The organism is Yaniella sp., from assembly GCF_030453185.1.
Classification (GTDB): domain Bacteria; phylum Actinomycetota; class Actinomycetes; order Actinomycetales; family Micrococcaceae; genus Yaniella.
This window is the reverse complement of the sequence record NZ_JAKDKW010000009.1, coordinates 29,348-51,080: the sequence shown is the minus strand read 5'-3', so window position 1 is coordinate 51,080 and position 21,733 is coordinate 29,348. Positions and strand designations below refer to the sequence as shown.

Here is a 21,733-nt window from a genome sequence, read left to right as displayed (position 1 = left end):
CCGTCACACTGATGGTCGCTAGACGGCCGGGGGAGACCAGGACTGGGGCAGCAGTATCAACTACAACGGGATCTACGATCTCGGGTGCTGTCGGGTTGAGGTCAAATTTTAACAGTTGTGGGCTAGCAGCGATGCCGGAGGTGACCGCGTAGACGAAGGCACGCGTATCCGTATTTGCTTGCGGATCGGTAACCACCGGCCCATAAAATCGGGCCTCATCAAGGCAGGCACCGGTACGCCAGGTGTCGACCTGGCTGGTCACACGCGTGGGGGCAAGAGCATCAACCCCACCAACATACATAGCGCCGGCACCTTCGTCGTCGGTGGCTGCTACCAGCTGTGTATTGGTCAGCCATGCTGGCGTCACCCAGCGATCCAGCTGCGGCCAGAGGTCTTGGAGTTGACCAGACTGCATATCCATCACCGCGGGGGCCATAGACAAGTTGGTGCCCTCACGCCACGGGGTTGCCACATTCATGATCGCACGGGTGCCGTCCGGGCTGATCTCGCCGGCACTGTATTCGTGCTGCGGGGTCGAAACCAGCAGCTCTGTGCTCTGGCCGGTGCCTAAATCTAACCGATAGACCACCGATGTTTGGACGGTATCCGGAGTGTTTCCGCGGTGCTGGGACATGGTCACCAGTGCGCGAGTACCGTCCGCGCTAACGTCCCAGTGTTCTAACCGACCTTCGGGGAGTTCCACCCTGGTGAAGTCGGGAGCCTCTCCGGATGCTGGGAGCGGGGCGACCCCTAGCACGGTCCGGCTGTGTGGCAGATCTTGATTCCAATACCGGGTGGGGAACTGGGTATAGACGACGCCGGAGACCTTGGCGTCCTTGCGAGTTTTGGCAAGCTCTTCGTGCTCCTTGTCGGTAGTGGCGGCGCTGTGCCAGGGCATGGCGACCACCAGCGTTTGTCCAGCCACTTTGAGCCCGTCGAAGCCCCAGGTGCGTTGAACAACCACAGTTGGCTCACCGGTTATTGGCATGACCCATAACTTGGCACCAGCTGTAGCAGGTGCGTCAGGATCAGCAGCTGCTGCAGGACGCGAGGAGAGGAAAAAGATCCGTCCATCTGCGCAGTGTTCAACAGCCGATACTGAGTCATCACTGCGTGTCAGCTGCACGGGAGGGTCGGTGGCATCCCAGAGTTGATTGACATAGCCGGAAGCATCTTGCTTCAGTTGTTGCACGGTGGTGAGAACACGATCCCGAGCTACCGTAACCGAAGTAATTCGTGGGGCGTCGAGCAACTGGGAAAGTGTGGTTTCAAAAGCAGAGTTGGTCATGGCCCCATTATGGTCGCTGCAAGTGCCCAACAACAGCCTGTGCTTATCGTGTCCGTGGCGCTTTCTACGCTGAGAACACGAAAAGAACAGGGGGTTCTTTCAGCGATGAGAAGGAGTTTTCGATGGGTACACTGACACAATCTATTCACGTCACCTGCACCACGGCAGGCATACCGTTGCACTTGCTGTACGGTGGACGCTCCTACACGGTCAAGGCCGAACCCCAGCGCTGGTATGTTCGTCGGCGCTGGTGGGCCGAAGAACATCGGGCAGAAATTGGTCACGGCCCCGGCCTGGTGGACTATCAAGTGTGGCGTGTTCAAGTGGGACTGGCTCGAGCCAAGAACGCCCCGGTACTGACCTTGGATATTTCCCACCACGTTGAATCCGGCCGCTGGCGGCTGGTACAGATTCATGATGCACTGCGGTTGGAGGAAACCGCCTAACCATGGCACCCACTTTTGCCCATCTGAATGTCACAACCGCTTATTCAGCTCACTACGGTGTTTCTTGGCCAGAAGAGCTGACAGCGGTTGCGGCAGCCGAGGGCGCCCAAATTCTGGGCTACACGGATCGGGATGGGCTCTACGGGATGGCCAAACATCTCAAAGCCTGCATGGCACATAACATTGCCCCGGTTGTCGGTGTAAATCTCGCGGTAGCCTGGGACCCGTCAACCACCCTGGACGGTAAACCACTGCCTGCTGGCCGAGTCACCATACTTGCAGCCAGTGCTGCCACAGCAGGTTATGGTGCAGCCAAAAAACTCGGTGCCGGTTACCAGGCGTTGGTACGACTCATCTCTTTGGCCCACCGCCAGCTTGACCACACTGACACCCCATTTGTGTACGTCTCACAGTTGGCTGCAGCAGCACAAGGTGGTCCAGATCTCTTCGTCCTGGTGGGTCCTGAAACCGATGTGGGCGTTTTTATGGCGCAGCGCAAATACCCGCAGGGGCGTTCACGCCTGAAGCTCTGGAAGAAAGCTCTACCCAATGGCAGCGCCCAGGTTGAGATCGTTTCGCATATGGCTTTGCCCACAGCACGACTGTCAACCTCCCAAGCGGTACGCATGCTGCGGGCCAGCACCGATCTAAAACTGCCCGCAATACTCACCAATGCGGTCCGGTATGCGACTCCGGATGGAGCAGCAACCGCCGATGTAGTCGATGCAGCTCGTGCATTGAGCAGTTTGGATACACTTACCGACCTGCAGCCTAATGGCCAGGGTTGGCTAAAATCCGGTGTGGCTATGCATGAACTCGCCCATGAGATCGTTCGTGACGCCGGAGCAGGCACCGCTGTTGCTCACGAACTGCTGGACAACACCCAACGGTTAGCCGAAGCCTGCGCTTTGAACCCCGAACACGATTTGGGGTGGGGCCAGCCCCGTGTCCCAGAATTCGATATCATCGGCATCGATGGGGATCCCAATACGGTCTTATCGCAGCGAGCCAGAAGTGGTCTGGCTCAGCGTTTCGCGCACCTGGACCTTGCTGGAGATACATATGACCAGGTCCTGGATCGACTTGATCATGAACTGGGCGTCATTCAAAACCTCGGGTTTTCAAGTTACTTTCTGACGGTTGCAGAAGTTGTTGAAATGATCGAAGAACGCAATGTTCGCGTCTCGGCCAGGGGCTCGGGAGCTTCGTCATTGGTCAACTATGCACTACGGATCTCCCACGTTGATCCCATCGAACACGAACTGATTTTTGAACGCTTCTTATCCCAAGACCGTTCGACCCTCCCGGATATCGATATTGACGTAGAATCTGCTCGCCGCCACGAGATCTATCATGCGATCTTTGAACGTTTCGGTGCCGAACGCACCACGTTGATGAGTATGCAGAATGGGTATCGAATTCGCGGTGCTGTCAGAGACGCCGGCCGCGCCCTGGGACTAGAACGTGATCGGGTCGATCATCTAGCGAAAAAACTCTGGCGTTTTTCAGCCGCTGATTTTCGGCAAGCCATGGAGCATATGCCAGAGCTACAAACCTTCGCTGAACAAGTACAAAACAGTAGGAAATCAGGAAATCAGCAGCTCGATTTACTCGTGGACCTCACGGAACGACTTGACCGGTTACCCCGCCACATCTCTATGCACCCCTGCGGTGTCATCCTCGGGGACCAAACCTTGCTGGACCGTACCCCCGTGGAAGCTTCCGGTATGGGCCTGGCCATGAGCCAGTTCGATAAACACGATATGGACCCAATGGGCATGCTCAAACTCGACGTTTTAGGTGTACGTATGCAATCCACCATCGCCTATGCCATCGATGAGGTTGCCCGAACCACCGGCGAAACCATTAATCTTGAACACGTTCCGCACGATGATGCCCAAACTTATGCAATGATCAAAACGACTCACACGCTGGGTTGTTTTCAAATTGAATCCCCAGGTCAGCGTGAACTCATCGGCAAGCTCGAACCCGAATCCATTAATGATCTCATCATTGATATTTCGCTGTTTCGTCCAGGACCAATGAAGTCCGATATGGTCCGGCCATTTTTGGACTTTCGTCAACAACTAGCCCCAGCGCATTACCCACACCCGCAGCTCAAACCCATCCTGGAAGAAACCCACGGTGTCACCGTCTTTCACGAACAACTCCTTCGTACCTTTGATGAAATGACCGGGTGCGGATTGGCAGCAGCCGATGAATTTCGTAGACGTCTCGGGACAGACCAGCAGGCAGAAGTTGAAACATATTTCCGTGCCAAAGCGATGGAAAACGGATGGGATATCGACGTCATTGATGAAGTTTGGCACACCGTGGCGTCTTTTGGTTCCTTCGGCTTTTGTAAAGCACACGGTGCGGCCTTTGCTATTCCCACCTTTGAATCAGCCTGGCTCAAAACCCACCACCCTGCAGCCTTTATGGCAGCCGTTCTAGAACACGACCCCGGCATGTACCCCCAACGCCTCATGGTCGCTGAAGCCCGCCGCATGGGCATTGAAATCCTGCCCGTAGACGTCAATAAATCCACCACCGAAATGCACCTCGAATGGGTACCGGAAACACAGGAGGCGCCCGAGGGCCGGTGGGGGATCAGACTGTCCTTCAACACCGTACTGGGTCTGACTCAAAATGAAATGCGACGCCTCGAACGCAGCCAACCGTTCGACAGTCTCGCTGACCTTCGAGACCGTGCACGCTTGAGTAAAAAAAGTTTCGAACACCTTGCCCAATTGGGGGCTATCGACAGCATGCTGCCCGCCACCGGTGCCAGTCGTACAGATCTGGTCCACCACCTCGAGTTTTTGCATTCAGCCACCAAACGGGATCGAACCGGACGTACCTTGCGCACGGGGCGGCCACAGGTTGAAGGCCAACAAGCGTTTACTCTTGGTGACACCGAACTTGCTATGCTGCCAGCTCTCTTCCCACAACCAACTGATGAACAAAAAATCCGGACCGAACTCGATTTAACCGCGATCGATACAACGGGACATCTGATGCAATCGCATCAACCATATTTAGACGCTCTGGGAGCAACGACCGCCGACCAATTACTCAAGCTACGCAATCACACTCGAGTCCTGGTCGCTGGAGTCCGAGTAGCCACCCAAACACCACCCATGCGCTCGGGGGATCGCGTTGTTTTCATTTCAGTCGACGACGGAACCGGCGTCGTCGACGCCTCATTTTTTGCACAGGCCCAACATGCCACCGGAGACATGTTGTTTTCTACACGTCTGATGTTGATCGAAGGGACCACCCGCCGCACCGGAACACGTGGCATTACCCTGCAAGCAATCCGAGCGTGGGATATGCACGACCCCGCCTCGCTACCGGACCCTGACTACTGGGACACACAGCGCACCCATTGGGCTCAGTGGTTTGCCGGTGCACCCCAGATGCCTGCCCCGACCGTGGTGCATCAAAGCCAGCTACGCCAGCGTGTTCAGTCGCAACGAGCACAGTCCCAAGATGTTCGAACGCCTGTGCGGTACCGTTAAACACACAACTTAACGCACTGCATAAAACATCCACTGAATACGGATAGCTTATGAGTACCTCATCTCAAACTTTCAACATCAGACTTTCCCTGGCCACCATCCTCATAGCAGGACTGTTCATCGCCGGTTGCGGCCAAGGTGACGACGCTGCTGACGAAGAACGCCCCCCGCCTCCTCAAGCAGGAGAAGAAGTCACCGTCGGCCCCGAAAGCGAAACTGAAGGTGACGCCGAACCCGACGAAGATGCCACCGGAGAAGTCTCGACAGAACCGGTCGGCGAGTTTTCGACCGACCTTTATGAATCTGAAGACTGGCCGGCATTTGGAGAAACCTATGGCATTTATCCAACTGAAGTTCGCTCAGCTGTGCAAGATGGTTTTGAACGAATTGTCATCCAGCACAGTGGCAGTGGAACCCCCAGTTACATGGCTCAATACACGGATGACCCTGGAGAACCGGGGAGCGGTCAACCCATCGACACCGGTGACTCTGCGTATCTAGAAGTAATTGTTTCGGGTACTGCGGCACCCGAAACCCTCGACGAAGATGATCTGCGAAATACCGACGACGCAGAAATGCTCGAGCACGGTACCCAGATCACAGACTTGGAAACAGAAGCAACTGGAACCGTGGTCAGTTTTGCGCCCTGGGAAGCCACCAGCAACTACATTATTGGACTCGACGAGCAGCGCCCATATGCCGTCACTCTTCTTGAAGACCCAGTGCGAATTATAATTGACATTCAGCTGGACGACGAAGAGTAGCCCTCAACTGATGCGATCCCGCCTTGGCACAAAAGTTTCTCCCAACCGATGTCGCAGCCGGACTGCTGTTCGGTGGCTGCGCGGACAGAACAACGAATCTGCAAACCGTGGGCCAAGCAGATACAATGGCGGATGGCTTATCGGTGGTCCAGTATGCCATCGAGTACAGAGCTTAACCCAAGGAGGAAATGGCACGTGGCCGAACCTAAAGAAATGACCATTACCGTAGACCAAGAGGTAACTCAGGTTGCCGAAGGCACAACAGGAAACGACCTGTTCGGTGACGAAAAAACTACGGTAGTGATGACGGTAGATGGCAATCTACAAGATCTCTTTCGTGTCATCCCCGAAGGCGCAACCGTTGAGCGCGTAGACATCACGGATCAAGCAGGGCTAGAAGTTCTGCGACACTCCACAGCTCACGTTCTGGCCCAGGCCGTTCAGGAAATGTATCCGGAAGCGAAACTCGGTATTGGCCCCTACGTTCAAGACGGCTTCTACTACGACTTTGACGTGGATGAACCATTCACCCCGGATGATCTCAAGCAGATCCAAAAGCGCATGATGCGCATCGTCAAGGCTAACCAGACCTTCGACCGACGTGCTGTTGAAGAACGCCAGGCCCGTGAAGAGTTGGCTGATGAGCCCTATAAATTGCAACTGATGGATCGTCAACACGACGACGAAGCTGACGCTGATGGTGCTGCTGTCGAAATTGGCGCTGGCGAAATCACCATCTATGACAACTTGGATCGCAAAGGCGAAGTCGTCTGGAAAGACCTCTGCCGCGGTCCGCATATTCCGTCCACCAAGCTTATTGCTAATGGCTTTGCTCTGACACGTGCTGCCGGCGCCTACTGGTTGGGTTCTGAATCCAACCCACAGTTGCAACGTATTTACGGCACCGCCTGGGCATCGAAGGAAGACCTCGTTGCCTACCAAGAACGTATTGCAGAAGCTGAACGACGCGATCACCGCAAACTTGGTGCAGAACTCGATTTGTTCTCGTTCCCTGATGAACTGGGTTCCGGTCTACCAGTATTCCACCCCAAAGGCGGAATCCTGCGCAAGGAAATGGAAGACTACTCGCGTCAGCGCCACGAAGAAGCTGGCTACGAATTCGTCTACACCCCGCATATCACCAAACAAAACCTATACGAAACCTCAGGTCACCTCGAGTGGTACGCCGACACCATGTTCCCACCGATGCACGTTGATGAGGTTCGTGACGAAGAAACCGGTGAGGTTACTCGAGCAGGTGTCGATTACTATCTGAAACCCATGAACTGTCCGATGCACAATCTGATTTTTGCATCACGTGGGCGTTCCTATCGCGAACTGCCTCTACGGATGTTCGAATTTGGGTCGGTTTACCGGTATGAGAAATCCGGTGTGGTCCACGGACTGACCCGTGTTCGCGGCATGACCCAGGATGACGCGCACATTTACTGCACCGAAGATCAGATGAAAGATGAGCTGACCACTACGCTCAACTTCGTGCTGGATCTCCTCAAAGACTATGGTCTAGACGACTTCTACTTGGAGCTATCGACCAAGGACCCAGAAAAATATGTAGGGAGTGACGAGGTCTGGGAGAACGCCACCCAGGTCTTGGCAGAGGTCGGCGCCGCTTCAGGACTTGAACTCGTTGATGATGCTGGTGGTGCCGCATTCTACGGTCCGAAGATTTCGGTTCAAGCACGCGATGCACTGGGCCGTACCTGGCAGATGTCCACGATCCAGTTGGACTTTAACCTGCCAGAACGCTTCGACCTGCAATACCAGGCCGCAGACGGTAGCCGACAGCGTCCGGTCATGATCCACCGTGCACTATTCGGTTCCATTGAACGATTCATGGCTGTGCTCACCGAACACTATGCCGGAGCCTTCCCAGCCTGGTTAGCACCAGAGCAAGTCATTGCCGTACCGGTAGCCGATGCGTTCAATGACTACATGTACGACGTCGTTGACAAACTGAAAGCGCGCGGCATCCGGGCCCACGTTGATAACTCAACCGACCGGTTCCCGAAGAAGATACGTACCGCATCCAAACAAAAGGTGCCGTTCGTGCTCATTGCCGGAGGCGAGGACGCCGAAGCCAATGCCGTGTCCTTCCGATACCGCGACGGATCTCAAGATAACGGGATCCCGGTTGATGAAGCCATCGACCGGATTGTAACCGCAGTAGAAGAACGTCAGCAGGTGTAAACCATCATGGCAAACCGCAGTGCAGATGACGATGCAGCCGTCACCGACGATTTTGCATTAGCGGGTGCGCCAGATGCCTTTGAACGGTTATGGACGCCACATCGCATGGCCTACGTGTCCAAAGGACAAAGTCAGGTCACCGATGAGGCGTCCTGCCCGTTCTGTGCTGCACCCCAGCGGGATGACGAAACATCGCTGATCGTAGCCAGGGGCAAGACCTGCTACGTCGTCATGAATCTTTACCCTTATAATCCAGGACATCTCTTAGTGTGCCCGTATCGACATGTCCCTGATTACACCGATCTGACCGTTGAAGAAACCGCAGAGTTCGCCCAACTGTCCCAAATAGGTATGGAAGTGCTCCGTGAGGTCTCCCACGCGGCCGGATTTAACCTTGGTATGAATCAAGGCAAAGTTGGGGGAGCGGGCATCGCGGCGCATTTGCATCAGCATATTGTGCCGCGCTGGGGCGGCGACGGTAATTTCCTGCCGATCATTGCCCAAACCAAGAATGTCACCGGCACAATCGGGTCAATGCGCACATTAATTGCAGAGGCATGGCAATCTGCAACAGCGAGATTTCTGGCCCACCAAACTGGTGAAGCGGAGCAACGTTAGCTCAGACACACCTGCGGTTTCTCCAAGAGTTCCCCACAACCGTGGCAAATGCCATGACAATAGACCCATGACGCTGACTCCCGAAGAAGCAAATATGCGAGCCCTCAACCTTGCCGAATATTATCTACTGACGTGTATAGATCATGCCGGAAGATTGCTTACCCAACAGCACACCATCCGAGTTGGACTAGCTGGCGCAGTGCTCACTGATTTGGCTCGACGGGGCAGTATTCACGTCACACAGGACCTTGTGACGGTTGATGAATCGAAGAGCGTGAAATTAGAAGCGCCATTGGACTCCGTGTTGCAGATTATTCGTGATTCTCCGGAGCCACAGGATGCAGAGCAGTGGGTCAACAGACTGTCCCGACCGCCGCTGATGGATGCGATTACTAAAATCCTAGAGCGAAACCGTCAGCTGGTGGTTAAGGAAAAGCGGTTGCTGGGAATCTGGCCTCGGACACGATATATCCTTGATGATGCTTATGACAGCATGGACATTTACGTGCGTATCAGAGGCACATTGATGGGTCGCGATACCTCACTGGATGCAACGAGCTGGCCGCTGCTTCATCTACTGCATTCGACGAATATACTCAGCAGAGTGTTTCCGGGCATCCGCCATAAGACAGTCAAGGACCGTCTTGGAGAATTCCAGCGTGCTGCAGAAGAGTTAGAACCCAATATGGCCGAAGCTTTGCAGGCCGTTGAAAACGCGATCGCTGAGTCACTGACCGCAACCCGTGGCCAGGCAACGGGGCTCGGCGGCTAAAATTAGCGGCGAATCGTCACGACTGAAGCGTTTGCCAGGTCGAGAAAATCTTTCGTCTTCAGCTCTAGTGACATGCCGCGTTGCCCACCTGAAACGATGACCGTGTCGAATTGCGATACTGCACTGTCTACCACCATGGGCAGCGGTGTTTTTTGGCCCAACGGTGAGACACCGCCCAGTACATAACCGGTCTTCTGTTGCACCTGGGCTGGCTCAGCCATTTTCACGCTTTTGACCTTCAACGCTTTGGCGACACGTTTGAGGTTCAACATGTCAGCAACGGCCAGAACAGCGTTTGCCAATTGGCCATCAGAGGTTCTTACCACCAAGGTCTTGAGAATGCGTTTGGGATCAACACCCAATTTATCCGCGGCTTCGGCACCGAAGCCGCGCACTCCGTCGTCGTCATGCTCATATTCATAGACTCGATGCCAGAGGTCTGCCTCAAGGACTGTACGCAGAGCGGGTGTTGCGGCCGATGGCGTTGTCATGCGTTCAGGTGTTCGGTGATATTGCGTTTGATTCGTCCCAACAAAGCTGCCATGCCTCGCAAACGAAGCGGGGTTAAAGCGTTCGTCAGCCCCAATTGGTTCGGGATGTCATCCGGGACCGAAAGGATGGTGGACGCACGGTGTCCGGAAAGTCCCTCAAGGAGGACGCCAGCAAAACCTCGTGTGGTTGGTGCTTCCGGTGGTGCAGAAACAATGATGGTCACTTCGGGATCTTGCTCATCGGTGTACTCCAAAGCGAGAAACAGCGGCGTCTGACATTCTACAACCTGTTCCATTTCCACTTCATGACCGGCGTAGCGCTCTGGCGGTTCCGGCAGGTTATCAGAAAACTCTAACAGCAGTTCGAGACGTTCTGGCTCATGCATCTCTTGGAAATCATTCATGATTTCTAGCAGAACCTGTGGTGTTTGGACAGCCAATGGGATCCTTTCTAAGTTTTGATCCGAGGTCTATTCTAACGCGCTCGACCGTTAATACACCAAGCCGGTGTCGGGTACACCCGACACCGGCTTGAACCGTGCGAAAAATTTTTATTTTGGTGCTTGGCCGGGCTCAGCCCCGACGACAATTGGTACACCTACGCTGTTGCCCCATTCGGTCCACGAACCATCGTAGTTTCGTACCGATTCGTATCCGAGGAGATGCTTCAGGACGAACCAAGTGTGCGCGGAACGCTCACCAATACGGCAGTAGGCAATGACCTGATCAGATGTACCCAAACCAGCGTCCTCGGTGTAGAGCTTGGTCAGTTCTTCACGAGATTTGAAGGTGCCATCTTCGTTGGCAGCTGTAGCCCAGGGCACCGATTCAGCGGTGGGGATGTGTCCACCGCGCAGGGTGCCTTCTTGTGGGTAGCCTGCCATATGTGTTGTTTCACCGGTGTATTCTGCAGCTGAACGAACATCAATTAGTGGCAGTTGGCCAATGTTCTCGAGGACTTGAGCCTTATTGGCACGCTCTGTTTGATCATCACGTTGCACGACGGGGTAGTCGGCTTCGGTAACCGTTGGAATCTCGCGGGTAATTTCACGACCTTCAGCGATCCATTTATCACGACCACCATTCATCAAGCGAACGTCTTGATGGCCATACAATGTGAAAACCCAGAGAGCATATGCTGCCCACCAGTTCGACTTGTCCCCGTAGAAGATGACTGTGGTGTCGCGACTAATCCCTTTGGACGCCGCCATCTTGGCAAAGCCTTCTGGATCAATAAAATCGCGGGATACCGGATCGTTGAGTTCAGTATGCCAGTCGATTTTTACAGCACCTGGGATATGTCCGGTCGAATACAGCAGGGTATCTTCATTGGACTCAAGGACAACAACATTCGGATTGCTTTTATGCTCTTGGACCCACTCGGTTGAGACGAGTTTTTCTGGGTGAGCGTAGTCTGAGGTTTCCACGGGCACTTGTGTACTCATAAGGGGATTCCCTTTCAATCGTGATTGGCCGTCAAAATGTGGCACGTTTGACTATTAAGCATACAAGGACGTGTGTTATTTGCTACGAGTGACGTCACACAACTACTTGTTTGTGCCATTGACAAAGTAACAGTGCTCTGGCTATATGCATGCGCTCTAGTATGTAAGGGTTGACCACCCCACCGGGTGAGTGTGCACTGCGCGAAGCGTCAAAAGAGATTGGATACAACGTGACCGAGATTGTAGCTCTATCGGAACGAAACCCAAAGGTTTCTCCGGAAGAACTCCTGGCAGGGTTCCATCCGTCATATCGTTTTGGCGAGGTCTCCTTTGACACGTATATCCCAGATCCAGCACACCCATCACAGGCTGGAGCTGTTGATAAACTTCGTGAGTTTGCAGCAACAATCGGGACTCGCAAATCTCATGGCGGTCTCTTTTCGCTGTTTTCTCGTAAAGCAAAGAAGAGCGATTCCAAACTGCCGAACGGCGTGTATTTAGATGGTGGCTTCGGCGTCGGAAAAACACACCTGCTGGCTTCCCTGTGGCATGCGGCTCCAGGGAAGAAAGCTTTCGGAACGTTCGTGGAGTATACCAATCTCGTAGGGGCGCTGAGCTTTACGACCACCATGGAAGTCCTCAAGGAATACTCATTGGTGTGCATCGACGAGTTTGAGTTGGATGACCCGGGCGACACCGTTTTGATGTCCCGTTTGATGCGAGAGCTCTCTGATGCAGGTGTGAAGCTGGCTGCTACCTCAAATACATTGCCCGGTTCCCTGGGGGAGGGGCGTTTCGCAGCCCAAGATTTCAAACGTGAGATCCAAGTACTGGCAGATCAGTTTGAAACGATTCGGATCGATGGCGAAGACTACCGTCATCGTGGTCTCGAGGCGGCACCCGAGCCGGCTAACGTAGGTGCCGAACTGGAAACTGCGAAAGCAAACTTCCCCGAGGAACAGGTCTATGCCGTTGATGAATGGGGGGCATTAACTAAAAATCTGTCACGGGTGCATCCCTCGCGGTACCGTGAATTAGTGCGCGATGTTGATGTGTTGGTGCTGAGTAATGTCACGACCATTACGGAGCAAGCCATGGCTTTACGGTTTGTTGTGTTGGCCGACCGACTCTACGACAAAGATGTTCCGGTCATCGCTTCTGGTGTGCCATTTGAACAGTTGTTCACCGAGGATATGATGGCCGGTGGATATATGAAGAAGTACTTCCGCACGGTCTCACGTATGACTGCCCTGGCCCGCGAAGGACAACTGGGGGAGAAAGCCCTCTAAAACCTCAGGGCAAGCTCGTGCCCTGAGATACTCAGTGCCCCCTGATCTGCCCGCCGGGCTGGAAAGCGACCGCGTGTGCAGGCTGGGCGGGTACGTGTTCATAAACGCAGAAGAGGCGCCGGTGAAAATCACCGACGCCTCTTAGCAACAACAGAGCGGATGACGGGATTCGAACCCGCGACCCCCACCTTGGCAAGGTGGTGCTCTAGCCAGCTGAGCTACATCCGCGTGAATTACCTTCGTAATTCTGTGCGCGATACTGGACTCGAACCAGTGACCTCTTCCGTGTCGGGGAAGCGCGCTAACCAACTGCGCCAATCGCGCTTGTGTTCCATTATCTGAAACTCAAGACTTGCAGATTCCTACGGTACCAGCTTTGCTGCTACCTCGGAAATCCGATCGAGGTGGGGACGGGAATCGAACCCGCGTACGCGGCTTTGCAGGCCGCTGCCTCACCACTCGGCCACCCCACCCTGAGGGTGTTGCGAGCGGATGACGGGATTCGAACCCGCGACCCCCACCTTGGCAAGGTGGTGCTCTAGCCAGCTGAGCTACATCCGCAGAACGCTTGTGAACTAACGTATTTGTTGTTTACTGTGCGTCCAACAGATTGAAACTATACCCAATCAAAATTCAAAAGCGCAAATCAGACTCTCCGGTGTGTTTTATTCATGACAGAAACGCTTAGCCTGTCCGTGTCATGGCCGATAATGGAGGCATGACACAACCACAGCTTGCACACCAAACCAACGCCGGCAGAATGTACTCCAGATCCCTGTCTGGTCTGCCCGAAGTTCCGTCAATCACCACCGTGATCGGCCAGCAGCACATGGATCTCAGTGGGTGGGCAAGCCACATGGCAACAACCCAGTTGATAACTGACACGCGGTTGACTGAATCGGTTGGGTCACCTGCCAAACTCAAAACACTTGCGCGTCAGTCCAATGATGCAGCGGTACGATATCGTGATGACGCGGCAGCCCGGGGAGACCGCGTGCACAACTATGCAGAACAGGTTGCACTGCGAGCGTTAGGAAAGCCGCACAGTCTGGCTGACACTCGGGAAGTTCTGGCAGAACATAACGAGTCTGGATTTGCGGATCGCTTTGACGAGTGGTGGGAAAATTTTCAAGTCAAACCTCTCGCTGCAGAAATTACTGTGTGGAATCACACAGTCGGCTATGCCGGCACGCTCGATCTAGTGGCTGAAATCGGTGGTCGGGTTTGTCTTATCGATTACAAAACCCGCGGAACTGATCGCTCAGGCCGTGTGAAAAGTCTCAGTCCCAACGTCGTCATGCAATTGGCCGCCGGATACAAGGCAGAGGAGTCGCTTGTGGATGCCGAAGCGGGTACGTGGGAAGAGTGGGCTTATGGACAAGATGTCATGTTGCTCGGGGTCGCGGTAGGTGAGACCGAAGTCGTTGCGTATCAGGCCAATCCGCAGTCGTTGCCGCAGCACTGGCAAAAGTTCTGGGCTCTGCGCCAAGTCTGGGAATATCAGCAGGCTGTCGATACAGCTGCTACGCCGTTACAGCCAATTGGGCCGCCGGTTGGCCTGCCGCAATAATCCTTCCCCGCGCGTCACACACCGCCGGTGAACCGACATATATTTGGGTAGTCTTACTCCGTGAGTGTTTTAACTATTCGTACGTTGCCGGACCCAGTCCTGCGCAGTAAGACGTCCCAGGTTGCAAAAGCCCGCTTTGGTTTGATTGGACTCCAGCGGCTCATCGATTCGATGCACGAAACTATGGACGCCGTGTCCGGTGTCGGTTTGGCTGGCCCCCAGGTGGGCATCGGGCAAGCAATATTTGTGTTTAATCTCGACGAACGCCGTGGTCACGTCATCAACCCCGCCATCGAAACCTGGGGTGATGCCGTCCAAGACACCAGAGAAGGTTGTCTATCAGTGCCTGAGCTATATTTCACCCCGTCTCGCGCTCTACATGCCAAAGTTACGGGGGTTGACGTCAATGGTGACGAAGTCGAATACGAAGGAGAGGGACTCTTTGCTCGTATGCTCCAGCACGAGGTTGACCACTTAGATGGCTACTTATTTGTAGATCGCTTGGCGGACGAACAGTTCCGACAAGCACGTCGAGCGATGGCCTCTGCCGACTTTGCCGAAACCACAAAGCGTATCAACGCTGAACGTGCCGCAGAGACGAGCTCGACATTTGGAGCAGGTTCTGCATTTGGGACCGTCGCTTCGTCAGGAGAAGTATGAGAATTCTTTTTGCCGGAACACCAGAGCCCGCCGTTGCATCACTGAATGCTTTGATCAACGCAGGACACCACGTTGTAGGTGTGCTCACACGAACTGATGCCAAAATCGGACGTAAACGTGTTTTGACACCATCACCTGTTGCCGAACGTGCCACAGAATTAGAACTGCCGGTCATCAAAGCCGACAGTTTTGCCGGCGAAAGTGGTCAAGCAGCAATCGCCGAAATCCAAGAACTGCAAGCTGACCTCGGCGCGGTAGTGGCCTACGGAGGTCTCTTGCCCCAAACGATGCTGGATATGCTGCCCAAAGGGTGGGTCAATCTACACTTTTCACTGCTACCGGCTTATCGTGGCGCCGCGCCGGTGCAGTGGGCAATCATCAATCAAGAACCTGCCACCGGGGCCGCCGTCTTCCAGTTGGAAGCCGGACTTGATACCGGCCCGGTATTCGCCACACTGTCGCGGGCTCTGGCACCAGAAGAAACCTCTGGAGAGGTGCTCGCCGATCTCGCGGTCTCTGGCGGGAGGCTACTGTCGGAGACACTGTTTGATATCGCTGCCGGGTCCGCTGAAGCCACCCCACAACAAGGGGAAGCAAGCTGGGCGCCCAAAATCACCAGCCGCGATGTCCAAATCGATGCGTACCAGCCTGCCGATGCAGTTCTGGGGCTAATTAATGGCGCTTCGCCTGCACCGGGTGCCTGGGCGACCCTGGATGGCGACGGTACTAAAGCCCAACGATTCAAAATTGGTGGCGCAGCACCGGTCAGTGACCCACCAGATCAAGGAAAAGCGCCGGGGGAGTTCATCATCGAACCGCACCGTGTGCTGCTGGTGTGCCAAGATGGGGCTATCGAGCTCACCAGAGTGCAACCCTCAGGTAAAAAAATGCTGGTGGCAAGCGACTGGGCACACGGAGTTGATCCATCCATTGGACTCCACACCTCTGCAACGCATCCCACCGAGTTTGATGTGGACGAAGGATAAGAATTTTGGCAGACGACACTTCACAAAATCGGCGCGACACCAAAGGCCGCCAACGCAATCGTGGACAGCAAGGACAAAAACGGCAGTATTCAGAAAAAGCGCCGGCACAGCGTGCGAGAAGCGCTGATCCTGCACGGCTCACAGCGTTCCAAATTCTGCAAGCGGTGACCAACGAGGATGCTTATGCCAACCTCGTGCTCCCCGCCCGTATCCGGAGAAATAAACTTGACCGCCAGGACGCGGCCTTCACCACGGAATTGACCTACGGGACGCTCCGGAACACAGGCACCTACGATGCGATCCTGGCAGAGTGCGTTGATCGTCCCATCGGCAAACTGGATAAGCCGGTCTTGGACGCCCTGCGTCTTGGTACCCATCAACTGCTCAACATGCGAGTACCTGCTCATGCCGCCCTAGACACCACCGTTGCCCTCGTGCGGTCACAAATCGGAGCTGGGCCATCGGGGCTGGTCAATGCGGTATTGCGCAAGGTCAGTCAGCAGAGCTTGGACGAATGGCTCGATGCGCTGGCACCGGGAGACACCGACAACGATTTGTCGGTCCGGTATGCACACCCAACCTGGATCCTGCGCGCGATCAAACAATCTTTGGCCTATCACGGACGCAATCCAGAAGACTTTCCGCAGGTGCTAGCAGCAAATAATATTGCACCCGAGCTCAACCTCATCGCGCTCCCCGGTATAGGTGAGCTTGAACCCGTCCTGGAGTATGGTGCTACGGCATCGACGCTGGCACCAGGCGCCGCCGTGTTTGCCGGTGGCGATGCCGGCCGAATCCCCGGCGTAGCCGAGGGCACTATCCGTGTCCAAGATATCGGTTCCCAGCTGACCGCCAGAGCGCTGGTAGGGGCTCGCAGTGTGCAGCCCGATGAAACATGGCTCGACATGTCCGCCGGTCCCGGCGGTAAAGCCGCTATTTTGGCCTCGCTTGCAGCCACTCGCGGTGCCACGATCCGAGCCAACGATGTCTCCGATCACCGCACCAAACTTGTAGAACAAGCACTTCGTGTTGTGGATGAGAATGTTTGGACGACATCGGTTGCAGATGGTGTGCACATGGGCAATGATCCTGACAATACACAACGATTCGACCGCATCCTGCTGGATGCCCCGTGTACCGGTCTCGGTGCCCTGCGTCGTCGTCCAGAGTCGCGCTGGCGTCGCACGCCGCAAGACCTTGCCACACTGACAAAACTGCAGGCCCAACTCTTAGATGCTGCGGTGAAGATGTTGAAGCCAGGTGGTTTGCTTGCCTATGTGACCTGTTCGCCACATATTGCGGAAACAGCCTTACAGGTCACCGACGTAATCAAGCGCCACGCCACCGTTCAGTTACTTGATTCTGCATCAGCGATGCAACAGGCCGCACTGGAAAACGAGGGCGAGTCGGCCCTAGCGCGTGACACGATCATCTCGGGTGAAGCGGACTCAAATATGACGCAGCTCTGGCCCGACCTACACAAAACCGACGCCATGTTTTTCGCCCTGCTGACCCACTAACCGTTACGCCGTCAACGTATCGAAGGAACCTGATTCTGATGCAAATTCATCCCTCCATCCTGTCCGCAGACTTCGCTCACCTCGCCGACGAAATTGGCCGAATCGAAAATTCAGATGCCATTCACGTGGACGTCATGGACAATCACTTTGTGCCGAACTTGACCATGGGTCTGCCAGTAGTCAAAGCGATCCGTGCAGCCACGCACAAACCATTAGACATCCACCTGATGATCGAAGATGCCGACCGGTGGGCGCCCGACTATGCAGACCTGGGTGCTGAATCTGTCACCTTTCACGTTGAAGCGTCTGGTGCTCCGATTCGACTCGCCCGTGAATTACGGGCGCGTGGTTCCAAAGCCTCCATGGCGCTGAAGCCGGCCACGCCAATTGAGCCATACATGGATATGTTGACCGAGCTGGACATGCTGTTGTTGATGACGGTCGAACCAGGTTTCGGAGGGCAATCGTTCCTGGACGTTGTGCTACCGAAAATCCGACGGGCACGCCAAGCCATTGAAGATTCCGGAGTGCCTATCGCGCTGCAGGTTGACGGGGGAGTGGCGCCGGATACTATTGAACGAGCCGCAGAAGCCGGAGCGGATGTTTTTGTCGCGGGTTCGGCCGTCTATTCCGCCGATGATCCGAGCAAAGCCATCGACGATCTGCGAGCTCTAGCACGCAACGCACAACGCTAAAAGGGGACTCATCACCATGCAGTGGCTCATTGACCTGTTCAATTGGACCATACCAATTGCGGGCGGCGGGCTGCTGATGCGGGAAGTTTTCGGCAATATCTTCGGCCTGGCTTCAGCTCTGGGTGGCATGCAGCGCAAGGTCTGGGCATGGCCCATCGGCATTATCGGAAACGTCACCCTACTCACCGTCTTTTTGGGCAGTCTCTTCGGCGGGGCCGATGTGCCAAGCCTATTGGGACAGGCTGGCCGACAGATTATGTTCATCGTCGTGTCCGTTTACGGTTGGGTGCAGTGGCGAAAATCTCAGATGGAGCGGTCCTCGAGCGGTGAAGCAACAGCGATCGTTCCGACGTGGACGTCCTGGCCGGTGCGCACCGGTTTAATCGTCATATTGCTCGGTGGCACGTTGGCCCTGACCCCACTGTTCCGAATACTCGGTTCCTTCGAACCGGTCTGGGCAGATGCCTGGACGTTTGTCGGCTCACTGTTGGCGACCTACGGCATGGCCAAGGGGTGGGTAGAGTTCTGGCTCATCTGGGTGGTCGTCGATATCGTGGGCGTACCGCTCTTGTTCTCGGCGGGTTATTACGCTTCTGCTTTTATGTACGTGTTTTATGGCATCTTCACGCTCATCGGATTCTTTGTGTGGGCACGCGCCCGGGCAAAGGAAAAACCCGCCGTTGAAACGCTCATGCTGGACCCCACGCTGCAAGACCCAACCACTGATTCACATCGCTAAATAAAAGATCGTGTCATGAAGTGCATCGTTGTACACGAACCGAGTTTTGAACAACTACGCTGGTACTGTGAAAACCTTCGAAGAACTCTTTGCTGAATTAGCTGAAAAAGCGCACACCCGCCCAGAAGGCTCCGGGACCGTACAACAACTGGATGCCGGAGTGCATGCCATCGGCAAGAAAGTTGTCGAAGAAGCCGCAGAAGTGTGGATGGCCGCACGCTACGAAACCAAGGATGAAGCAGCCGAGGAGATCTCCCAGCTGCTCTATCACCTCCAAGTCATGATGCTTGCCAAGGGTATCTCGCTGGAAGATGTCTACAAATACCTCTAACTAGGAGAATCAAACGCAAAATGTTGCGCATTGCTGTGCCCAACAAGGGCTCCTTGTCCGATGCAGCTCGTGAAACGCTGAGTGAAGCTGGCTACCGGCAACGTCGTGATTCCAAAGAGCTGGTGCTCGTAGACCCTGAGAACAGTGTCGAGTTTTTCTACCTGCGACCACGCGATATCGCGATCTATGTTGCCAAGGGAACACTCGATGCCGGACTCACCGGCCGAGACCTTTTCCTTGACGCACAAGTCGGAAATGCTGCCGAGGAAGTTATGGGACTGGGCTTTGCCCGTTCCACCTTCCGGTTTGCGGCTCCAGCCGGTACCTTCACCTCTGTTGCAGAACTTGCTGGCAAGCGGATCGCAACCTCTTACGACGGCCTGCTCTCCGACTTCATGAAATCCTCTGACATCCAACCGGAGCGTATTGTTCACCTAGATGGTGCAGTCGAATCCTCCGTCTCGCTCGGTGTGGCCGATGCCATAGCGGATGTTGTCGAAACTGGTTCGACGCTGAAGGCCGCCGGCATGGAAATTCTTGGCGAACCGATCCTGCATTCTGAAGCCATTCTGATCGGCCAAACAGGACAACATCCAGCAGCCCTGGACAAGCTGATCCAACGCCTCCGCGGTGTGCTGGTCGCCAGGGAATACGTCATGGTGGATTACGACGTTCCCAAAGAACACATGGACGCCGCATTGAAGGTCACCCCGGGACTGGAATCACCTACGATCGCATCACTGGCCGATGAAAATTGGGTCGCGGTCCGCTCCATGGCAAAGAAAAAGGACATGAACCGCATCATGGATGAACTCTATGAAATGGGCGCCAAAGCTATTTTGGCCTCAGCGATTCACGCTATCCGACTTTAAATCCCACAACCGCGAGGAAGATCATGAGCACTGTAATTCGCGTCATCCCATGCCTGGATGTCAATAACGGCCGAGTCGTCAAAGGAGTGAACTTCGAAAATCTTCGAGACGCCGGAGATCCTGCTGAACTCGCCCACCGTTACAATAGCGCCGGTGCCGATGAGATCACTTTCCTGGACGTCACTGCGACTACCGAACAGCGTGACACGACTTACGAACTCGTCAACAGCACTGCCAAAGAAGTCTTCATCCCACTCACCGTTGGCGGTGGGATTCGCAGTGTCGAACACGTAGATCAGCTGCTCCGGAACGGTGCCGATAAAGTTTCGATTAGCTCGGCTGCGGTCTCCAACCCCGATCTCCTCAACGAGATTTCCAGCACATGGGGAGCCCAGGTGCTCGTGCTATCCCTTGATGCGCAAGCGAATACGGCTATGCCATCAGGTTATGAAGTCATGATCAAAGGCGGCAAAGAAGGCACCGGCATGGATGCCATTGCTTGGGTCAAAGAGGTCGAGGAGCGCGGCGTTGGCGAAATTCTGATCAACTCCATCGACGCTGACGGAACCCGCGATGGTTTTGACTTAGACATGATCAAAGCTGTGCGGGCTGCCGTATCGGTGCCACTCATTGCCTCTGGCGGTGCCGGAGAACCAGCACACTTCCCACCGGCTATTGAGGCCGGAGCGCAGGCTGTCTTGGCCGCGTCACTCTTCCACTACGGTCCGGACGATATGATCAGCCAAGTCAAGGATGCCATCGAAGCGGCCGGATTTACGGTACGCCGGTAAAGACTACATTGCCTTACGGGCGATCGATTAATACCAGCGCGTGATCAGGACGGCCGAGAGCATGCAGGACGAGCTCTCCGGCCGGACCTGTTACGTAGGTTAAGGTCGTACCGCGTTTGGCAATAATTCGTTCGCCATTGGTGCGTACCAGTACATAGCCGGTTTTTGCACTGCCGTAATATTTGCTGGCCTGTTCACGTAATTGTTCGAAGAGCGCAGTGGCATAGGTATCCGACAGTTTTCGCGGGGCCCAGCGACTCTGGGCGCGGCGAATGTCCTCCGTGTGAACGAAGAATTCCAGCAGCAAGCTATCTGTCTCTTGACGACGTTGCAGCATCGAATTCCGAACACGTTTGAACAACGAGGGGCGTTGCCCCACTGGGGCCGACTCAGCGCCATCACCGATTTTGCGAACAAGGTTATAGAACGCTTTGCGTGACGATGACTCTTCTGCCAGTTGATCGACCGCGGTATTCATTGCAGCGGCTGAGGTACCCGACGCACGGGCTGTGACTTGGTGCGGGTTTTCGCGAAGATACACCGAAGCTGCAAGGTGCTGCGTCTGCCATTGCTCTACAAGCGTAGGCTCATTTGGACCGGCCGCATACAATGCTGCCACAAAGGCAGCACGAGACGCGGCAACAAAGTCGTCGCCGTCTTGAGAATGGGTCCCCGCAGAAATGTTTGTCACATATGTGAAATTATCACGTGTTGATCAGTGGCAACA

The 21,733-nt window shown here is 55.0% G+C and carries 20 protein-coding genes, 4 tRNA genes and 1 pseudogene; 16 read left to right on the top strand and 9 right to left on the bottom strand.

All coding sequences use genetic code 11. The features are described 5' to 3' along the window. Positions 1-1,288, bottom strand: a pseudogene (locus tag L0H14_RS02840) (hypothetical protein); the annotation flags it as partial. 122 nt (positions 1,289-1,410) lie between these two features. On the opposite strand from L0H14_RS02840, the gene L0H14_RS02835 reads away from it, so the two are divergent. The 6 genes from L0H14_RS02835 (at position 1,411) to L0H14_RS02810 (ending at position 9,617) form a co-directional block, all read left to right on the top strand. After that, entirely contained in the window at positions 1,411-1,734 is a 324-nt protein-coding gene (locus tag L0H14_RS02835) for a DUF6504 family protein (protein WP_301421373.1), read from the top strand. Positions 1,735-1,736: 2 nt separating this feature from the next. After that, entirely contained in the window at positions 1,737-5,255 is a 3,519-nt protein-coding gene (locus L0H14_RS02830) for a DNA polymerase III subunit alpha (RefSeq protein ID WP_301421372.1), read from the top strand. Between the two features lie 50 nt (positions 5,256-5,305). Next, complete coding sequence (locus L0H14_RS02825) at positions 5,306-6,019, top strand: hypothetical protein (RefSeq protein ID WP_301417416.1); 714 nt, start codon at positions 5,306-5,308, stop codon at positions 6,017-6,019. 195 nt (positions 6,020-6,214) lie between these two features. Further along, a complete protein-coding gene (gene thrS, locus L0H14_RS02820) occupies positions 6,215-8,227 on the top strand; it encodes a threonine--tRNA ligase (RefSeq protein WP_301417412.1) in 2,013 nt (670 codons plus the stop codon). A gap of 6 nt (positions 8,228-8,233) precedes the next feature. Continuing rightward, positions 8,234-8,845: an HIT domain-containing protein gene (locus L0H14_RS02815; protein WP_301417410.1), complete on the top strand. Its 612-nt coding sequence runs from the start codon at positions 8,234-8,236 to the stop codon at positions 8,843-8,845. Between the two features lie 67 nt (positions 8,846-8,912). Next, positions 8,913-9,617, top strand: a complete 705-nt coding sequence (locus L0H14_RS02810) for a GPP34 family phosphoprotein (RefSeq protein WP_301417408.1) — start codon at positions 8,913-8,915, stop codon at positions 9,615-9,617. 2 nt (positions 9,618-9,619) lie between these two features. Here L0H14_RS02810 and L0H14_RS02805 read toward each other — a convergent pair whose 3' ends face one another. The 3 genes from L0H14_RS02805 to L0H14_RS02795 form a co-directional block, all read right to left on the bottom strand. Further along, positions 9,620-10,108, bottom strand: a complete 489-nt coding sequence (locus L0H14_RS02805) for an aminoacyl-tRNA deacylase (protein ID WP_301417406.1) — start codon at positions 10,106-10,108, stop codon at positions 9,620-9,622. Further along, on the bottom strand, positions 10,105-10,512 hold the full coding sequence (locus tag L0H14_RS02800; RefSeq protein ID WP_301417428.1) for a SufE family protein: 408 nt from the start codon (positions 10,510-10,512) through the stop codon (positions 10,105-10,107). The genes L0H14_RS02805 and L0H14_RS02800 overlap by 4 nt, the downstream gene beginning before the upstream one ends. Positions 10,513-10,659: 147 nt before the next feature. Next, positions 10,660-11,553, bottom strand: coding sequence for a sulfurtransferase (locus tag L0H14_RS02795; protein WP_301417404.1), 894 nt, complete (start codon positions 11,551-11,553; stop codon positions 10,660-10,662). Positions 11,554-11,783: 230 nt separating this feature from the next. On the opposite strand from L0H14_RS02795, the gene zapE reads away from it, so the two are divergent. Then, complete coding sequence (gene zapE / locus L0H14_RS02790; protein WP_301417426.1) at positions 11,784-12,842, top strand: cell division protein ZapE; 1,059 nt, start codon at positions 11,784-11,786, stop codon at positions 12,840-12,842. Positions 12,843-12,996: 154 nt separating this feature from the next. Here the strand turns inward: zapE and L0H14_RS02785 are convergent. The 4 genes from L0H14_RS02785 to L0H14_RS02770 form a co-directional block, all read right to left on the bottom strand. Beyond that, positions 12,997-13,070: transfer RNA gene (locus L0H14_RS02785), tRNA-Gly, on the bottom strand. Positions 13,071-13,092: 22 nt separating this feature from the next. Next, positions 13,093-13,166 (bottom strand) — tRNA-Val (locus L0H14_RS02780). A gap of 78 nt (positions 13,167-13,244) precedes the next feature. Then, positions 13,245-13,315: transfer RNA gene (locus L0H14_RS02775), tRNA-Cys, on the bottom strand. Positions 13,316-13,329: 14 nt separating this feature from the next. Next, positions 13,330-13,403 (bottom strand) — tRNA-Gly (locus tag L0H14_RS02770). A gap of 157 nt (positions 13,404-13,560) precedes the next feature. On the opposite strand from L0H14_RS02770, the gene L0H14_RS02765 reads away from it, so the two are divergent. The 9 genes from L0H14_RS02765 to hisF all read left to right on the top strand — a co-directional run bounded on the left by L0H14_RS02765 (position 13,561) and on the right by hisF (position 21,006). Then, positions 13,561-14,412, top strand: a complete 852-nt coding sequence (locus L0H14_RS02765) for a cytochrome (protein WP_301417402.1) — start codon at positions 13,561-13,563, stop codon at positions 14,410-14,412. 60 nt (positions 14,413-14,472) lie between these two features. Beyond that, a complete protein-coding gene (gene def / locus L0H14_RS02760) occupies positions 14,473-15,072 on the top strand; it encodes a peptide deformylase (RefSeq protein WP_301417400.1) in 600 nt (199 codons plus the stop codon). Next, a complete protein-coding gene (gene fmt, locus L0H14_RS02755) occupies positions 15,069-16,058 on the top strand; it encodes a methionyl-tRNA formyltransferase (protein WP_301417398.1) in 990 nt (329 codons plus the stop codon). The genes def and fmt overlap by 4 nt, the downstream gene beginning before the upstream one ends. 5 nt (positions 16,059-16,063) lie before the next feature. Beyond that, positions 16,064-17,578 carry an RsmB/NOP family class I SAM-dependent RNA methyltransferase gene (locus L0H14_RS02750; RefSeq protein WP_301417396.1) on the top strand — a complete coding sequence of 505 codons (1,515 nt, stop codon included), beginning with the start codon at positions 16,064-16,066 and terminating at the stop codon, positions 17,576-17,578. A 38-nt stretch (positions 17,579-17,616) separates the two neighbouring features. Beyond that, entirely contained in the window at positions 17,617-18,273 is a 657-nt protein-coding gene (gene rpe, locus L0H14_RS02745; RefSeq protein ID WP_301417394.1) for a ribulose-phosphate 3-epimerase, read from the top strand. A 16-nt stretch (positions 18,274-18,289) separates the two neighbouring features. Continuing rightward, on the top strand, positions 18,290-19,012 hold the full coding sequence (gene pnuC, locus L0H14_RS02740; RefSeq protein WP_301417392.1) for a nicotinamide riboside transporter PnuC: 723 nt from the start codon (positions 18,290-18,292) through the stop codon (positions 19,010-19,012). Positions 19,013-19,079: 67 nt separating this feature from the next. Continuing rightward, entirely contained in the window at positions 19,080-19,343 is a 264-nt protein-coding gene (locus L0H14_RS02735) for a phosphoribosyl-ATP diphosphatase (RefSeq protein ID WP_301417390.1), read from the top strand. A gap of 20 nt (positions 19,344-19,363) precedes the next feature. Beyond that, positions 19,364-20,215, top strand: a complete 852-nt coding sequence (hisG, locus tag L0H14_RS02730; protein WP_301417388.1) for an ATP phosphoribosyltransferase — start codon at positions 19,364-19,366, stop codon at positions 20,213-20,215. 23 nt (positions 20,216-20,238) lie between these two features. Then, positions 20,239-21,006, top strand: a complete 768-nt coding sequence (gene hisF, locus L0H14_RS02725; protein ID WP_301417386.1) for an imidazole glycerol phosphate synthase subunit HisF — start codon at positions 20,239-20,241, stop codon at positions 21,004-21,006. Positions 21,007-21,019: 13 nt separating this feature from the next. On the opposite strand, the gene L0H14_RS02720 is transcribed toward hisF, so the two are convergent. Then, positions 21,020-21,697 (bottom strand): maleylpyruvate isomerase family mycothiol-dependent enzyme, encoded by a 678-nt coding sequence (locus tag L0H14_RS02720; protein ID WP_301417384.1) that lies wholly within the window; start codon positions 21,695-21,697, stop codon positions 21,020-21,022. Positions 21,698-21,733: the final 36 nt, after the last annotated feature.

Bases quoted from the DNA above. Each gene is read 5' to 3' on its own strand.
- L0H14_RS02825 (WP_301417416.1), top strand. From the start codon at position 5,306: ATGAGTACCTCATCTCAAACTTTCAACATCAGACTTTCCCTGGCCACC.
- hisF (WP_301417386.1), top strand. From the start codon at position 20,239: ATGAGCACTGTAATTCGCGTCATCCCATGCCTGGATGTCAATAACGGC.
- L0H14_RS02805 (WP_301417406.1), bottom strand. From the start codon at position 10,108: ATGACAACGCCATCGGCCGCAACACCCGCTCTGCGTACAGTCCTTGAG.
- L0H14_RS02795 (WP_301417404.1), bottom strand. From the start codon at position 11,553: ATGAGTACACAAGTGCCCGTGGAAACCTCAGACTACGCTCACCCAGAA.
- L0H14_RS02830 (WP_301421372.1), top strand. From the start codon at position 1,737: ATGGCACCCACTTTTGCCCATCTGAATGTCACAACCGCTTATTCAGCT.
- L0H14_RS02810 (WP_301417408.1), top strand. From the start codon at position 8,913: ATGACGCTGACTCCCGAAGAAGCAAATATGCGAGCCCTCAACCTTGCC.
- pnuC (WP_301417392.1), top strand. From the start codon at position 18,290: ATGCAGTGGCTCATTGACCTGTTCAATTGGACCATACCAATTGCGGGC.
- L0H14_RS02765 (WP_301417402.1), top strand. From the start codon at position 13,561: ATGACACAACCACAGCTTGCACACCAAACCAACGCCGGCAGAATGTAC.
- L0H14_RS02815 (WP_301417410.1), top strand. From the start codon at position 8,234: ATGGCAAACCGCAGTGCAGATGACGATGCAGCCGTCACCGACGATTTT.
- fmt (WP_301417398.1), top strand. From the start codon at position 15,069: ATGAGAATTCTTTTTGCCGGAACACCAGAGCCCGCCGTTGCATCACTG.
- L0H14_RS02800 (WP_301417428.1), bottom strand. From the start codon at position 10,512: ATGAATGATTTCCAAGAGATGCATGAGCCAGAACGTCTCGAACTGCTG.
- rpe (WP_301417394.1), top strand. From the start codon at position 17,617: ATGCAAATTCATCCCTCCATCCTGTCCGCAGACTTCGCTCACCTCGCC.
- L0H14_RS02835 (WP_301421373.1), top strand. From the start codon at position 1,411: ATGGGTACACTGACACAATCTATTCACGTCACCTGCACCACGGCAGGC.
- hisG (WP_301417388.1), top strand. From the start codon at position 19,364: ATGTTGCGCATTGCTGTGCCCAACAAGGGCTCCTTGTCCGATGCAGCT.